The 13,926-nt window shown below is 71.3% G+C and carries 10 protein-coding genes; 6 read left to right on the plus strand and 4 right to left on the minus strand.

The genetic code is table 11. The annotated features are described in order from the left end of the window. Nucleotides 1-237 precede the first annotated feature (237 nt). Both AB0I83_RS28850 and AB0I83_RS28855 read left to right on the plus strand, forming a co-directional pair. A complete protein-coding gene (locus AB0I83_RS28850; RefSeq protein ID WP_363306732.1) occupies nt 238-711 on the plus strand; it encodes a DUF485 domain-containing protein in 474 nt (157 codons plus the stop codon). Continuing rightward, nucleotides 708-2,300, plus strand: a complete 1,593-nt coding sequence (locus tag AB0I83_RS28855) for a cation acetate symporter (protein WP_363306733.1) — start codon at nt 708-710, stop codon at nt 2,298-2,300. The genes AB0I83_RS28850 and AB0I83_RS28855 overlap by 4 nt, the downstream gene beginning before the upstream one ends. Nucleotides 2,301-2,328: 28 nt before the next feature. Here AB0I83_RS28855 and AB0I83_RS28860 read toward each other — a convergent pair whose 3' ends face one another. Beyond that, nucleotides 2,329-3,006, minus strand: coding sequence for a response regulator (locus AB0I83_RS28860; protein ID WP_363306734.1), 678 nt, complete (start codon nt 3,004-3,006; stop codon nt 2,329-2,331). Beyond that, nucleotides 3,003-4,697, minus strand: a complete 1,695-nt coding sequence (locus AB0I83_RS28865; RefSeq protein WP_363306735.1) for a sensor histidine kinase — start codon at nt 4,695-4,697, stop codon at nt 3,003-3,005. Before AB0I83_RS28865 ends, AB0I83_RS28860 begins: the two co-directional genes overlap by 4 nt. A 257-nt stretch (nt 4,698-4,954) precedes the next feature. Between AB0I83_RS28865 and AB0I83_RS28870 the strand changes: the two genes are divergently transcribed. Further along, the gene (locus AB0I83_RS28870) at nt 4,955-5,962 is read left to right on the plus strand and encodes a LacI family DNA-binding transcriptional regulator (protein ID WP_363306736.1); all 1,008 of its coding nucleotides are present in this window, start codon (nt 4,955-4,957) and stop codon (nt 5,960-5,962) included. Between the two features lie 31 nt (nt 5,963-5,993). Here AB0I83_RS28870 and AB0I83_RS28875 read toward each other — a convergent pair whose 3' ends face one another. Further along, nucleotides 5,994-7,427, minus strand: a complete 1,434-nt coding sequence (locus AB0I83_RS28875; RefSeq protein ID WP_363306737.1) for a citrate synthase — start codon at nt 7,425-7,427, stop codon at nt 5,994-5,996. Between the two features lie 148 nt (nt 7,428-7,575). Here AB0I83_RS28875 and AB0I83_RS28880 point away from each other — a divergent pair, with 148 nt between their 5' ends. After that, a complete protein-coding gene (locus AB0I83_RS28880) occupies nt 7,576-8,739 on the plus strand; it encodes a citrate/2-methylcitrate synthase (protein WP_363306738.1) in 1,164 nt (387 codons plus the stop codon). A gap of 21 nt (nt 8,740-8,760) precedes the next feature. Further along, nucleotides 8,761-9,837 (plus strand): GTP-binding protein, encoded by a 1,077-nt coding sequence (locus AB0I83_RS28885; RefSeq protein WP_363306739.1) that lies wholly within the window; start codon nt 8,761-8,763, stop codon nt 9,835-9,837. A 24-nt stretch (nt 9,838-9,861) separates the two neighbouring features. On the opposite strand, the gene AB0I83_RS28890 is transcribed toward AB0I83_RS28885, so the two are convergent. Beyond that, nucleotides 9,862-12,312, minus strand: coding sequence for a DNA topoisomerase IV subunit A (locus AB0I83_RS28890; RefSeq protein ID WP_363306740.1), 2,451 nt, complete (start codon nt 12,310-12,312; stop codon nt 9,862-9,864). Nucleotides 12,313-12,558: 246 nt separating this feature from the next. On the opposite strand from AB0I83_RS28890, the gene AB0I83_RS28895 reads away from it, so the two are divergent. Beyond that, nucleotides 12,559-13,911 (plus strand): pitrilysin family protein, encoded by a 1,353-nt coding sequence (locus AB0I83_RS28895; protein ID WP_363306741.1) that lies wholly within the window; start codon nt 12,559-12,561, stop codon nt 13,909-13,911. Nucleotides 13,912-13,926 lie beyond the last annotated feature (15 nt).

Consider the following 13,926-nt stretch of genomic DNA (forward strand, 5'->3'; position numbering starts at 1 on the left):
CCCCTGCCGCTCGCGGCGATGCTGCCCGCCCGCAGCGCTGTGGCTGGTCCTCCGGGCCCCGGCGCAAGGGGCAGGGCGGGGGCCGTTCCGTATCCCTACCGCAGAGGGATCACACACCCACCCGGGGCTTCCGTCACCTGAAATGGTGAAGCACGGCGAATGAAGTGCCCGGGATCTTCCCGATCTGCCCATTCTTGACTCCGCGCCCGAAAAGGCGCGTGGACAAGGGAGTTGTTGGTGGAGAAGGAAGCAGGGCCGGACACCGCAGTGCTGCGGTTCGACGACCCGTGGTACGAGGCGCCGACCGCCGGATGGGGTGAGCCGGACGGCGCGGGAGGTACCGCGACCGACGACGGGCCCCGGCCGGAGGCACAGCGGGGTCCCAGCGCCGCCGAGATCTATCTGGAGGTGCAGAGCAGTCCGGCCTTCCGCGAAGTACGCCGCCGCTACCGGCGGTTCGTGATCCCGGCGTCGGTCGCGTTCCTGCTCTGGTACCTCGCCTACGTCATCGCGGCGACCACCGCCCACGACCTGATGGCGCGGCCCGTCGCGGGCGCGCTCAACGTCGCGATGGTGGCGGGACTCGGGCAGTTCCTCACCACGTTCCTCCTCACCTGGGCGTACGCGCGTCACGCGCGGCTGCACCGCGACCGGGCCGCGTTGGAACTGCGCTGGGAGACCCAGGAGATGACAAGAGGTGCAGGACGGTGAGCGGGAACCATCAGACGCTGGCGCTCCTGCTGTTCAGCGTGTTCATCGCCGTCACGCTCGGGATCACCACCTGGGTGGGCCGGAACAGGCAGGGATCGGCCGAGGAGTTCTACGCCGGCGGGCGCCTCTTCTCGCCCATGGAGAACGGATTCGCCATCGCGGGTGACTACATGTCGGCCGCGTCCTTCCTCGGCATCTCCGGGCTCATCGCGCTCTTCGGCTACGACGGCATGCTCTACTCGGTCGGGTTCCTCGTGGCCTGGCTGGTCGTCCTGCTCCTCGTCGCCGAACTCGTACGCAACTGCGGCCGGTTCACCCTCGCGGACGTGGTCGCGGCGCGCATGGCGGAGCGCCCGGTGCGCATGGCGGTGGGTACGTCGTCCGTCACCGTCTCGGTGCTGTACCTGGTGGCCCAGATGGTGGGCGCGGGAAGCCTCGTCGCGCTGCTCCTGGGCGGTACGAGCGACACGGCCCGCTCCTGGACCGTGGTGGGGGTCGGAGCGCTCATGGTGGTCTACGTGTCGTTCGGCGGCATGCGCGCCACGACCTGGATCCAGATCGTGAAGGCCGTCCTGCTGATGGCCGGCGCCGTCGCACTCACCGTGCTCGTACTCGTGCACTTCCGCGGCGACTTCAACGCCCTCCTCACCACCGCCGCCGAACGCAGCGGCCACGGCGCGGACTTCCTCTCGCCCGGACTCCGGTACGGAGGCGGTTGGACGGCGCGCTTCGACTTCATCAGCCTCGGCCTGGCGCTCGTCCTCGGCACGGCCGGTCTGCCGCACATCCTGTCGCGCTTCTACACCGTGCCCACCGCCCGCGCCGCCCGCCGCTCCGTCGTCTGGTCCATCGGGCTCATCGGCAGCTTCTACCTGATGACGATCGTGCTCGGGTTCGGAGCGGCCGCGCTCGTGGGTTCCGCCGACGTCCGTACGTCCAACGCCTCGGGAAACACCGCGGTGCCCCTGCTGGCGCTCGTTCTCGGAGGGGGTGAGGGCTCCACGGGCGGCACTGTGCTCTTCGCCGTGGTGGCCGCCGTCGCCTTCGCCACGATCCTCGCCGTCGTCGCCGGGATCACCCTCGCCTCCTCCGCCTCCGTCGCCCACGATCTCTACGCCTCGCTGCGGAGGCCGGGCGCCAAGCAGCGCAGCGAGGTCGGGGTGGCCCGGGTGGCGGCAGCCGGTGTCGGAGCGGTGGCCATCGCGCTGGGCCTCCTCGCACAGGACCTGAACGTCGCCTTCCTGGTGGGGCTCGCCTTCGCGGTCGCGGCCTCGGCCAACCTCCCGGCGCTGCTGTACTCGCTGTTCTGGCGGAACTTCACCACGCGGGGAGCCGTATGGGCGGTCTACGGAGGACTGATCCCGGCCGTCCTCCTCGTCCTGCTCTCGCCGGTCGTCTCCGGGGGGCCCGCCTCGCTCTTCCCGGGCGTGGACTTCGCGGTCTTCCCGCTGGAGAACCCGGGGCTGGTGTCCATCCCGGCGGGGTTCCTGGCCGGCTGGATCGGTACCGTCACCTCACCAGAGCCCCCGGACACGGCGAAGCACGCGGAGACCGAGGTCCGCTCGCTCACCGGGGCGGGGGCGGCCTAGCCCGCGCCCGGACGCCGGAGGACGGGTTTCAGGAGCCGGCTGCCCAGGCGTAACGGTGCTCCGGGCGGCCCGTCTCGCCGTACTTCAGGGACAGCCGCACCCGGCCGGTGCGCTCCAGCAGCTTGAGGTATCGCTGGGCCGTCTGCCTGCTCATCCCGGCGCTCTCCGCGACCTCCTGTGCTGAGAGGGGCCCTTCGGCGGCGCGCAGGGAACGGCGGACCAGCTCCGCGGTCGTCGGCGAGTGGCCCTTCGGCAGATCTGATCCGCCCGTGGCCCACAGTGCGCCGAACAACCGGTCCACCTCGGCCTGCTCGGCCTCGCCGCCGCTCTCCAAGGTGCGGCGCAGCGCCGCGTAGGCCTCGAGCTTGGTGCGGAGCCCGGAGTACGCGAACGGCTTCACCAGGTACTGGAGGGCCCCGTGCCGCATCGCGGCCTGTACGGTCGCGACGTCGCGGGCCGCCGTCACCATGATCACATCGGCGTGGTGGCCGAGTTCGCGCAGTTCCCGCACCACGGCCAGGCCGTTGCGGTCCGGCAGGTAGTGATCGAGCAGGATCAGGTCGATGGGCGTCTCCCCGATCCGGGAGAGTGCCTCGGCGGCGGAGTGGGCCATGGCCGCCACCCGGAAGCCGGGCACCTTGGCGGCGTAGGCCGCGTTGATGCGGGCCACCCGGACGTCGTCGTCCACCACGAGGACCTCGATCACAGGGTGCCTCCTGACGTCGTGGCCGGTGCCGCCACCGGAGGGCGACCGGGCTGTTCCGGTTCGTCCGGCGCCCCGGGTTCGCGCAGCGCCTCGGGGAGCACGACGGTGAACACCGCCCCGCCCTCGCAGCTACCCGACACGGTGACGCTGCCGCCCTGCCGCTCCGCGAGCCTGCGCACGAGCGGCAGCCCCAGGCCGCGCCGGCCGTGGGCCGGCAGCTCCTTCGTCGACCAGCCCTCCGTGAAGATGGACTCGTGGTCACCGGCCGGAACGCCCGGCCCGCTGTCGCGTACCCGCAGCACCACCGTACGGCCCTCCGCCCGCAGTCCGACCTCGATACGGGCGTCGGCCGATCCCGCGGCCGCGTCCAGCGCGTTGTCCACGAGATTCCCGAGGACCGTGACGAGACCGCGAGGGTCCACCAGGCGGTCGGGCAGGAGCGCCCCCGGCGCCATGCGGAGGGCGACACCGCGTTCGGCCGCGACCGTCGCCTTGCCGACCAGGAGCGCGGCCAGCAGCGGGTCGTGGACCTTCTCGGTGACCTGCTCGGACGTCGCCCGGTGGACTCCCACGACCTCGGTGACGAACTCCGTAGCGTCGTCGTGCATCTCCAGTTCCAGCAGCCCCAGCAGGGTGTGCAGCCGGTTCGCGTGCTCGTGGTCCTGGGCGCGGAGCGCGTCGATGAGGCCCCGGGTGGAGTCGAGCTCGCGGCCGAGATACTCGAGCTCCGTACGGTCGCGGAGGGTGGCCACCGCCCCACCGTCGTCCGTGGGCATCCGGTTGGCGAGAAGCACACGGCTGCCGCGTACGGTCACGAGGTCCTCCCCGACTACCCGGCCCGCCAGCACGTCGGCGGTCCTGCCCTCGCCCAGGGCCTCTTCCAGCGGCTTGCCCGCCGCGTCGGGGCCGAGACCGAGCAGACGCTGTGCCTCGTCGTTGAGGAGCCTGATGCGCCCCGCGCGGTCGAGCGCCACGACGCCCTCGCGGATGCTGTGCAGCATGGCCTCGCGTTCCGTCAGGAGTGCCGCGATGTCGGAGAACGCGAGGTCATGGGTCTGCCGCTGGAGTCGGCGGGAGATCAGATAGGCGGCCAGCGCCCCGACGGCCAGGGCGCCGCCGGCGTACGCCAGCAGCACGGGGATCACGGCGAGCAGCCTGGCGCGGACGCTGTCGTAGGCGATGCCGACCGATACGGCGCCGACGACCCGGTCCGCCCCGTCGAGCAGCGGTACCTTGCCCCGGGCCGATCGGCCGAGTGTGCCGCTGTCGATCTCCATCACGGACCTGCCGGCCAGCGCGCTGCTGGGGTCGGTCGAGACGACGTCGCCGATGCGGGAGACGTCGGTGTGGGACCAGCGCACCCCTCGCCTGTCCATGACCACGACGTATTCGGCACCGGTCGACCGCCTGATCCGTTCGGCCGCTGTCTGCACGGGACCGTCCGGGGTCGGGTCGGTGCTGACCAGCGAGTCGGCGATCTGCGGCTGCGCCGCCGTGCTCTGCGCGATGGCGAGGGCGCGGCGCATGGCCTGGTCGTCCAACTGGGCGCTGAGGGGTGCCAGGAAGAGACCGGTGGCCAGCACGGTCACGCCGGTGACGATGGCCAGCTGCATCAGCAGAACCTGCGAGAAGACCCGTTTCGGCCAGCCGAACCGGCGCGGCCCGCGCGGAGTGGTCGATGGGGCGCTCATCGTACGAACGGTAAGGGGCGACCGCGGCTTCCTGAAATCTCGAGGAAGCCGATCATGCTCCGACGCCCGACGCCCGACGCCCGACGCCCGACGCCCGACGCCCGACGCCCGACGCCCGACGCCCGACGCCCGACGCCCGGTCGGACACGGACACCGGAGCAGCGGGGCCCTTGCCTGCGGGCGTCCCGTCTGTGAGCGTTCTATCAGCATCCGCCTCAACGCAATCTTCTTGCGTTTCTTGCGCTAATCTTGCGTTCATGACGCGACGACTTGCTCAGGTTGCCAAGAAAGTAGGAGTCAGCGAGGCCACGGTCAGCCGCGTGCTGAACGGTAAGCCAGGCGTCTCCGACGCCACGCGGCAATCCGTTCTCTCAGCCCTCGACGTCCTCGGGTACGAACGTCCCACCCAGCTCCGCGGCGAGCGGGCCCGACTGGTCGGGCTGGTCCTGCCCGAGCTGCAGAACCCGATCTTCCCGGCCTTCGCCGAGGTGGTCGGCGGCGCGCTCGCCCAGCAGGGGCTGACCCCGGTGCTCTGCACGCAGACCAAGGGAGGCGTCTCCGAGGCCGACTACGTCGAGCTGCTCCTCCAGCAGCAGGTGTCCGGAGTCGTGTTCGCCGGTGGCCTCTACCACCAGGCCGACGCACCTCACGACCACTACAAGGTGCTGGCCGACCGGAAGATCCCGGTCGTCCTGATCAACGCGGCCATCGCCCACCTCGGCTTCCCCGGGGTCTCCTGCGACGACTCGGTGGCGGTCGAGCAGGCCTGGCGCCATCTCGTCTCCCTCGGCCACGAGAAGATCGGATTCGTCCTCGGTCCGGCGGACCACGTGCCCTCCCAGCGCAAGCTGGCCGCGGCCCGGACGCTGGCCGGGCAGGCGGGGTCCGGCGTGCCGGACGAGTGGGTGGCGCGGGCGATGTTCTCGCTCGAGGGCGGTCAGGCCGCGGCGACCAGGCTGCTCGACCAGGGTGTCACCGGCATCATCTGCGCCAGCGACCCACTGGCCCTCGGAGCGGTGCGAGCGGCGCGCCGCCGCGGACTGTCCGTACCCGCGGACGTCTCCGTCGTCGGCTACGACGACTCGGCCTTCATGAACTGCACCGAGCCGCCGCTGACCACGGTGCGCCAGCCGATCGAAGCCATGGGCAGGGCGGCGGTTGAGCTGCTGTCGGTGCAGATCGGAGGCCGTACGGTCCCGTCCGACGAGCTCCTCTTCGAACCGGAGCTGGTGGTACGCGGCTCCACGGCCCGCCCGCCCCGGTAGCGGACCCGGCGAGATTTTCCGTCGTCTGTAGCTAATTTGCGTCGGGGGTCTCCGGCGCCTGCCCGGCGTCCCGGGCGGGCGCGGGCTTCGGCATCGGCTGCGGCGGGCGGGGGCCGCCGTACCGGCCGCTGGGCCGCATCCGGAGAGGCCGCTCCGCGTACTCCTCCATCGCGTGGGCGATCCAGCCCGCCGTCCGGGACACCGCGAACACGGTCTCGCCCGCCTCGCCGGCCATGCCGCAGGAGACGGAGAGCACGGCGAGCGCCAGGTCGACATTGGCGTGCAGGGGGGTGTGGCGCGCGGTCGTCGCGACCACGTCGCGGGCCGCCGCGAGCGCGTCCGCCGCCCGCGGCACCTCCTCCAGCTGCGCGAACAGCAGGCTCGCCCGCGGATCCTCGCCCGAGTAGAGCCGGTGCCCGAGCCCCGGCACCCGGCGCCCCGCCCGCAGGTGGTCGGCGACCACCGGTGCCGCGCCGCCCCGCTCCACGACCTCGGCCAGCATGCGGTGCGCCGGCCCGCTCGCGGCGCCGTGCAGCGGTCCCTCCAGCACACCCAGGCCGGCGGAGACCACGGCGTACGGGTGCGCGTGTGTCGACGCGGCGATGCGTGCGGCCAGGGTCGAGGGCGCCAGATCATGGTCGGCCAGCAGTGCGAGCGCGGTGTCGAGCACGGTCAGCGCCCCCGCGTCGGCGGACCGCGCCGAGAGCTTCGGCCACAGCTGCCGGGCCAGCGGATCACCCGGCCCGGCAGCCGGCGCGCCGTCCGGCCCGCCGCCGGTCGCGCCGGACGCCGTTCCGGCCGTTGCCCCAGGTCCGCCGCCGTCCCGCACCCCCGCGGCGTACCCGCCGGGCTCTCCGGCGTCCGGCAGTGCGCCCACCAGGGTGGGGATCAGGCTGCGCGCGCTGCTCAGAACCCCCTCGGGCGAGAGGTCGAACCGCAGGGGGTCGGAAGCGGCCGCCGCGGCGACCGCCACCCGCAGCCTGTCCGTGGAGCTGCTGTGCCGTGGCAGCGCGGCAGCCGTACGCCGTGCCGCGGCAAGGGATTCGGGGTCAGCGGTGAAGCGGACGCCCGGACGGAGGGCGCCGGTCCAGATCCATTCGGCGACCTCCTCGAAGCCGTGAGCGCGGGCCAGTTCGGTCGCGTCGACGCCGCGGAAGAAGTAGCGGTCGGGCTCGATGAGCGTGATGCCGGTACGGAAGACCAGTTCGCCGGCGGGCGCCGGAGAGGGCTCCCTGCGTCCGGTGCGGCGGGCCAGCGCCTCGACCTCCGCGGCGTCGAGCGTGCTGCCGCGTCCGCCGGGCGCGCGCCTGCTGGTGAGCTGCCCCCTGCTCACATAGGCGTAGACGGTCTCGGGCTTCACGCCCAGCAGCTCCGCCGCCTCCCGGGTGGTCAGCCTGCGGCCTTCGGCCGCCCCTCCGGTCCTCGGGTCGTCGCCGGCTGCTCCGCCGACCGGCTCATGCGTCATGGCGCCCACCGTATCCGTATCCATCTCCCATCCATATCGATCCAAGGTAATCAAGTTTTTATGTTGATTCAATCAATATTGACAGATTCAAAGTCAAGCATGGACAGTTGAATCAATGTTTGCAACGCCGGTCGAGGAGAGATCTGCCATGTCCGACCCACGTACGGAATCCGCCCCTCTCGACACGCCCCGGGGGCTCGCCGGTGTGATCGTCACCGATACCGCCCTCGGCGACGTGCGCGGGCGGGAGGGCTTCTACCACTACCGGCACTACTCGGCGATCGAGCTGGCGCGGACCCGCAGCTTCGAGGACGTCTGGTACCTGATGTTCCACGGCGAGCTGCCCGGCCCGGCCGAGAGCCAGGGCTTCGCCGCACGTACCGCGGGCCTTCGCCGCCTGCCCGCCGAGGTGGGCCGGGCGCTGCCGGCCATCGCGCGCGCCGGGGCGGTCTCCGGGCCGCTCGCCGGGCTGCGCACGGCACTCTCGCTGCTCGGCGCCACGGCGGGATTCCACCCGGTGTACGACCTCGGCGCGGACCGCCGCAGCGACGACGCGCTCGCCGTGTGTGCGGCGGTGCCCACGGTGCTGACCTCGCTGTACCGCCTCGGCCAGGGGCTCGAACCGGTCGAGCCGCGCGACGACCTCCCCTTCGCCGCGAACTACCTCTACATGCTCACCGGCGAGGAGCCGGACGCCGCGCGGGCCGCGGCCGTCGAGCGGTACCTCGTCTCCACGGTCGACCACGGTTTCAACGCCTCCACCTTCACGGCCAGGGTGATCGCCTCGACCGGCGCGGACATCGCCGCCTGCCTCGTCGGAGCCGTGGGCGCGCTCTCCGGTCCACTGCACGGCGGCGCTCCCAGCCGTGCGCTGGACACCCTGGACGCCATCGGCACCCCCGACCGCATCGACGGCTGGATCCGTGCCCGCGTCCTCGCGGGGGAGCGGATCATGGGGTTCGGGCACCCCGTCTACCGCACCGAGGACCCGCGCTCCCGCATGCTGCGCTCGATCGCGCTGGAGTTCGGCGGACCGCTGGCCGACTTCGCCGTCGAGGTCGAACAGCGGGTGGAGGAGATCCTCGCCGAGCTCAAGCCCGGGCGTGAGCTGCACACCAACGTGGAGTTCTACGCGGGGGTCGTCATGGAGCTCTGCGGGCTGCCGCGCGCGATGTTCACCCCCACCTTCTGCGCCGCGCGCATGATCGGCTGGAGCGCCAATATCCTGGAGCAGGCGGAGGACTCGAAGATCATCCGCCCGGCGGCCCGCTACGTGGGTACGCCGCCGCCGCGCCCCGTACCGGCACTCTGACCGACCGCAGGAAGGCCCCCGTTGACCCCGCCCCGCACCTCGCAGATCCCGGTCGTCGTCCTGGCGGGCTTCCTCGGATCCGGAAAGACGACCCTGCTCAACCACCTGCTCCGCAACAGGGCGGGCAACCGGATTGGCGTGATCGTCAACGACTTCGGGTCGATCGAGATCGACGCCATGACCGTCGCGGGCCAGGTCGGGTCCATGGTCTCGCTGGGCAACGGCTGCCTGTGCTGCGCCGTCGACGCGAGCGAACTCGACACCTACCTGGAGACGCTCACCCGTCCCGCGGCCAGGCTCGACGTGATCGTCATCGAGGCCAGCGGTCTCGCCGAGCCCCAGGAGCTCGTGCGGATGCTGCTGGCCAGCGACAATCCACACATCAGGTACGGGGGGCTGGTCGAGGTCGTCGACGCCGCGGAGTTCCCCGCCACCAGGGAACGCCACCCCGAGATCGACCGGCATCTCGCGATCGCCGACCTGATCGTCCTGAACAAGACCGACCGTGTGACGGAAGCCGGACTGGGAGACGTGCGGGGTGCCGTCGCCGAGGCGGGCGGCAAGGCGGCGCTCATCAGCGCCGCGTACGGCAGGATCGACCCGGAGCTGCTCTTCGACCCCGTGCTCGGGGCGGACGCGGACGACATCGCCCGGCAGCTCACCTTCGAGGACCTGCTCCCCGAGGCCGACCGCGCGCACGGGGCCCATCTGCACACGGCGTACGAGAGTGTCTCCTTCACCGCCGAACTCCCGCTCAGCCCCCGCAGGTTCATGGAGTTCCTCGACTCAAGGCCGACCGGTCTCTACCGGATCAAGGGCTTCGCCGACTTCGGCGCGGGCGACCCGGGAAACCGCTACACCCTGCACGCCGTCGGCAGGTTCCTGCGCTTCGTCCCGCAGGCTTGGGCGCGGGACGAACCACGGCGGACCCGGCTGGTGCTGATCGGCTCCGGCATCGACGCGGAGGCGCTGCACAAGGAACTGGAGGGCTGCCAGGACGCCTCGCAGGACGCGTCGCAGGGTGCCACCGAGGAGCTGGAACGCAGCATGTGGGGCGTCCTGCGGTACGTACGGCAGCCGGACGGCGACGAGGCCTGACGCCCCGCGCCGTCCGGCGGTGTCCTACAGCGGTGGGGCGATCACCGCGACCTGGCTGGTCAGCGGAGTGCCCGAACCGTCACGGCGCGGGTCGGGCGCCGGCAGTTCGGCCGGTGCGCCGTTCTTCTGCGCGGCCTGCGCCGGCGTCCCTCCCGCCCAGGCGAACACCAGGACGTCCTCCCCCTTGAGGAAGCGCTGGCAGCGCACCCCGCCGGTGGCCCTGCCCTTGCGCGGATACTGGTCGAACGGGGTGAGCTTCCAGGTCCGCTCCGAGTCGTCCAGCGTGCCGTGCGAACCGGCGACCGTGAACACCACGGCATCCACCGACGGATCCACCGCGGTGAACGACAGGACCGAGGCGCCCGCCGTGAGCTTGACCCCCGCCATGCCGCCCGCGGCGCGTCCCTGCGGACGTACCTGAGCGGCCGGGTAGCGCAGCAGCTGCGCGTCGGACGTGATGAAGACCAGGTCCTCCTCTCCCGTACGCAGCTGGGTGGCGCCGACGATCCGGTCACCGTCCTTGAGCGAGATGACCTCCAACTCGTCCTTGTTGGCGGGGTAGTCGGGCACCACGCGCTTCACCACCCCCTGCAGGGTGCCGACGGCCAGGCCGGGTGACTCCTCGTCCAGGGTGGTCAGGCAGATCAGGTCCTCGTCCGCCTCCAGCGTCAGGAACTCCGAGACCTGTGCTCCGCCGGAGAGGTTCGGAGCCGAGTGGGTGTCAGGAAGCTGCGGCAGATCGATGACCGAGAGACGCAGCAGCCGGCCGGTGGACGTCACCGCGCCCACGTCCCCGCGCGCCGTCGCGCGGACCGCCGAGACGACCACGTCGTGCTTCGTCCGCCTGGCGTCCTCGGCCCGGACGACCGGGTCGCCGTTGGCCGTACGGGCCAGCAGCCCGGTCGAGGAGAGGAGCACCTGGCACGGGTCGTCGGCGACCTCAAGCGGCACCGAGGCGATCTGCGAACCCGCGGACTCCAGCAGGACCGTACGGCGGTCGGTGCCGAACTTCTTCGCCACCGCGGCCAGTTCGGAGGACACCAGCTTGCGCAGCTCGGCGTCCGACTCCAGGATCGCGGTCAGCTCGGCGATCTCCTCGTTGAGGCGGTCGCGCTCGCCCTCCAGCTCGATCCGGTCGAAGCGGGTGAGCCTGCGCAGTGGGGTGTCCAGGATGTACTGGGTCTGGATCTCGCTCAGCGAGAAGCGCTCCATCAGGCGCTCCTTCGCCTGTGACGAGTTGTCGCTGTCCCGGATGAGGCGGATGACCTCGTCGATGTCGAGCAGCGCGACGAGGAGGCCCTCGACCAGGTGCAGCCGGTTGCGCCGCTTGGTCCTGCGGAACTCGCTGCGGCGCCGGACCACGTCGAACCGGTGGTCGAGGTAGACCTCGAGGAGCTCCTTGAGCCCCAGGGTGAGCGGCTGTCCGTCGACCAGCGCCACGTTGTTGATGCCGAAGGACTCCTCCATCGGCGTCAGCTTGTAGAGCTGCTCCAGCACGGCCTCGGGCACGAAGCCGTTCTTGACCTCGATCACCAGACGCAGACCGTGCGCCCGGTCGGTGAGGTCCTTGACGTCGGCGATCCCCTGGAGCTTCTTCGAGCCGACCAGGTCCTTGATCTTGGCGATCACCTTCTCCGGGCCTACGGCGAAGGGGAGTTCGGTGACGACGAGGCCCTTGCGGCGTGCCGTGACGTTCTCTATGGCGACCGTGGCGCGGATCTTGAACGTACCGCGCCCGGAGGCGTACGCGTCCTTGACGCCGCCGAGCCCGACGATCCTGCCACCGGTCGGCAGGTCGGGTCCGGGGACGAAGCGCATCAGCGTCTCGAGGTCCGCGCCGGGGTGCCGGATGAGGTGGCGCGCGGCGGCGATGACCTCTCCGAGGTTGTGCGGGGGCATGTTGGTCGCCATGCCGACCGCGATCCCGGACGCGCCGTTTACCAGGAGGTTCGGGTACGCCGCCGGGAGGACGACCGGCTCCCGCTCCTGGCCGTCGTAGTTCGACTGGTAGTCGACCGTGTCCTCGTCGATCGACTCCGTCATCAGCGTCGTGGCGTCGGCCATCCGGCACTCGGTGTACCGCATGGCGGCCGGTGGGTCGTCGTTGCCCAGCGAGCCGAAGTTGCCGTGCCCGTCGACCAGGGGCAGGCGCATCGAGAACGGCTGTGCCATGCGCACCAGTGCGTCATAGATCGACGCGTCACCGTGCGGGTGCAGTTTGCCCATCACCTCGCCCACGACCCGTGCGCACTTGACGTAGCCACGGTCGGGGCGAAGGCCCATCTCGTTCATCTGGGACACGATGCGGCGGTGCACGGGCTTCATGCCGTCCCGGGCATCGGGCAGAGCCCTGGAGTAGATCACCGAGTACGCGTACTCGAGGAAGGAGCCCTGCATTTCGTCGACGACGTCGATGTCGAGGATCTTCTCCTCGAAGTCGTCCGGCGGCGGGGTTTTCGTGCTGCGGCGGGCCATCGCGGCTGCGACTCCTTCACAGATTCTGTCGGGCAACCTCAGGTTCTGACGCCGACCATTGTGGACCGCCGTACCGACAACGCCGACCTCGACCCGTCCGAAGAGGTGTCCAGGGCCCCCACGGACCCCCTTCCCACGGCAGAATCCAGGACAACACCCACCAGGCGGGAACTTCGCCAGGTGCCCTTGCGCTTGCTTACAGTGGCAGGTCCGGCAGGAAATCCTGCACCGATCGAAGGGACGTACATGCCCATGGGTCACACGGCCACAGCCCAGGCCGGTTCCGGCGGCTTGACGGCGACCGAGCACCGTCTGGCCAACGGCCTGCGCGTGGTGCTCTCCGAGGACCATCTGACCCCGGTAGCCGCGGTCTGCCTCTGGTACGACGTCGGCTCCCGCCACGAGGTCGCGGGACGCACCGGCCTCGCCCACCTCTTCGAGCACCTGATGTTCCAGGGCTCGGGCCAGGTCAAGGGGAACGGGCACTTCGAGCTGGTCCAGGGGGCCGGCGGCTCTCTCAACGGCACCACCAGTTTCGAACGCACCAACTACTTCGAGACGATGCCCACGCACCAGCTGGAGCTGGCCCTGTGGCTCGAGGCCGACCGGATGGGCTCGCTGCTCGCCGCGCTCGACGAGGAGTCCATGGAGAACCAGCGGGACGTGGTGAAGAACGAGCGCCGCCAGCGCTACGACAACGTCCCGTACGGCACGGCGTTCGAGAGGCTCACCGCGCTCGCCTACCCGGAGGGGCACCCGTACCACCACACGCCCATCGGCTCGATGGCCGATCTCGACGCGGCGACGCTGGAGGACGCGCAGGCGTTCTTCCGCACGTACTACGCGCCGAACAACGCCGTGCTCTCCGTGGTCGGGGACATCGACCCGGAGCAGACGCTCGCCTGGATCGAGAAGTACTTCGGCTCCATCCCCTCGCACGAGGGCAAGCAGCCGCCGCGCGACGGCACACTGCCCGGCGTCATCGGCGAACAGCTGCGTGAGGTGGTCGAGGAGGAGGTGCCCGCGCGGGCACTGATGGCCGCGTACCGGCTGCCGCACGACGGCACCCGGGAGTGCGACGCCGCGGACCTCGCGCTGACCGTGCTCGGCGGCGGTGAGTCGTCCCGGCTGCACAACCGCCTGGTCCGCCGCGACCGCACGGCCGTGGCCGCGGGATTCGGGCTGCTCCGGCTCTCCGGCGCTCCGTCGCTGGGCTGGCTGGACGTCAAGACGTCCGGTGGCGTCGAGGTCCCGCAGATCGAGACGGCGGTCGACGAGGAGTTGGCCCGCTTCGCCGAGGAGGGTCCCACCCCGGAGGAGATGGAACGCGCGCAGGCGCAGTTGGAGCGCGAGTGGCTGGACCGGCTCGGCACGGTCTCCGGCCGGGCCGACGAACTCTGCCGGTACGCCGTCCTGTTCGGTGACCCGCAGCTCGCGCTGACCGCGGTGGGCCGCGTGCTGGACGTGACCGCCGACGAGGTCAAGGCCGCCGCCCGTGCCCACCTGCGGCCCGACAACCGTGCGGTCCTGGTCTACGAGCCGGTCGAACCGGCCGAGGAGACGGACGGCAACGACGCGCACGAGGGGGCGGACAAGTGACCGACGCCGCCGTGA

The sequence above is a fragment of the Streptomyces sp. NPDC049970 genome (genome assembly GCF_040660235.1).
In the GTDB taxonomy this organism is placed as follows: Bacteria; Actinomycetota; Actinomycetes; order Streptomycetales; family Streptomycetaceae; genus Streptomyces.